The sequence below is a fragment of the Chitinophaga sp. sic0106 genome (assembly GCF_019219075.1).
GTDB lineage: Bacteria > Bacteroidota > Bacteroidia > Chitinophagales > Chitinophagaceae > Chitinophaga.
The window spans coordinates 1-534 of record NZ_JAHUWJ010000052.1; the positions used below are offsets into that span (position 1 = coordinate 1).

Below are 534 nucleotides of genomic sequence, written 5' to 3' on the forward strand. Positions count from 1 at the left end.
TGTTTGTGAATCAAACTATCACTAATTTGATTCGTGCTGTTGTTTCCAATCTTTCAAAGAACTTGTGCTAATTAATTAGCAGTTGTCAATGTAGGAGATCCGATCTCCGTGCCCTACTGGCGTACATTATATAAAGAAGAACTAATTAAAATTAAGTGGAGGATAACGGATTCGAACCGTTGACCCCCTGCGTGCAAGGCAGGTGCTCTAGCCAGCTGAGCTAATCCCCCAGACTTATTTTTGTAGACCCGAGCAGATTTGAACTGCTGACCCCTACATTATCAGTGTAGTGCTCTAACCAGGCTGAGCTACGGATCTGTCTAGGTGCCGGTTGGAAGTTATTCATTCGCTCATAACCGATCCAGTCCATTATTCCAACTTGGCGATTTAATAGTTTTAAAGAACTTAATTTGAAAGAGAATGGAAACAACAAGCTAACAGATAATGTAGCTCTAAAAAGGAGGTATTCCAGCCGCACCTTCCGATACGGCTACCTTGTTACGACTTAGCCCCAATTATCGATTTTACCCTAGG

General features: G+C 42.1%; 2 tRNA genes and 1 rRNA gene. All 3 read right to left on the minus strand.

Annotated elements, in window-relative coordinates:
• Positions 1–156: 156 nt before the first annotated feature.
• Positions 157–230 (minus strand) — tRNA-Ala (locus KW844_RS28865).
• Positions 231–243: 13 nt separating this feature from the next.
• Positions 244–318 (minus strand) — tRNA-Ile (locus KW844_RS28870).
• 138 nt (positions 319–456) lie between these two features.
• Positions 457–534 (minus strand): 16S ribosomal RNA (locus KW844_RS28875); the annotation flags it as partial.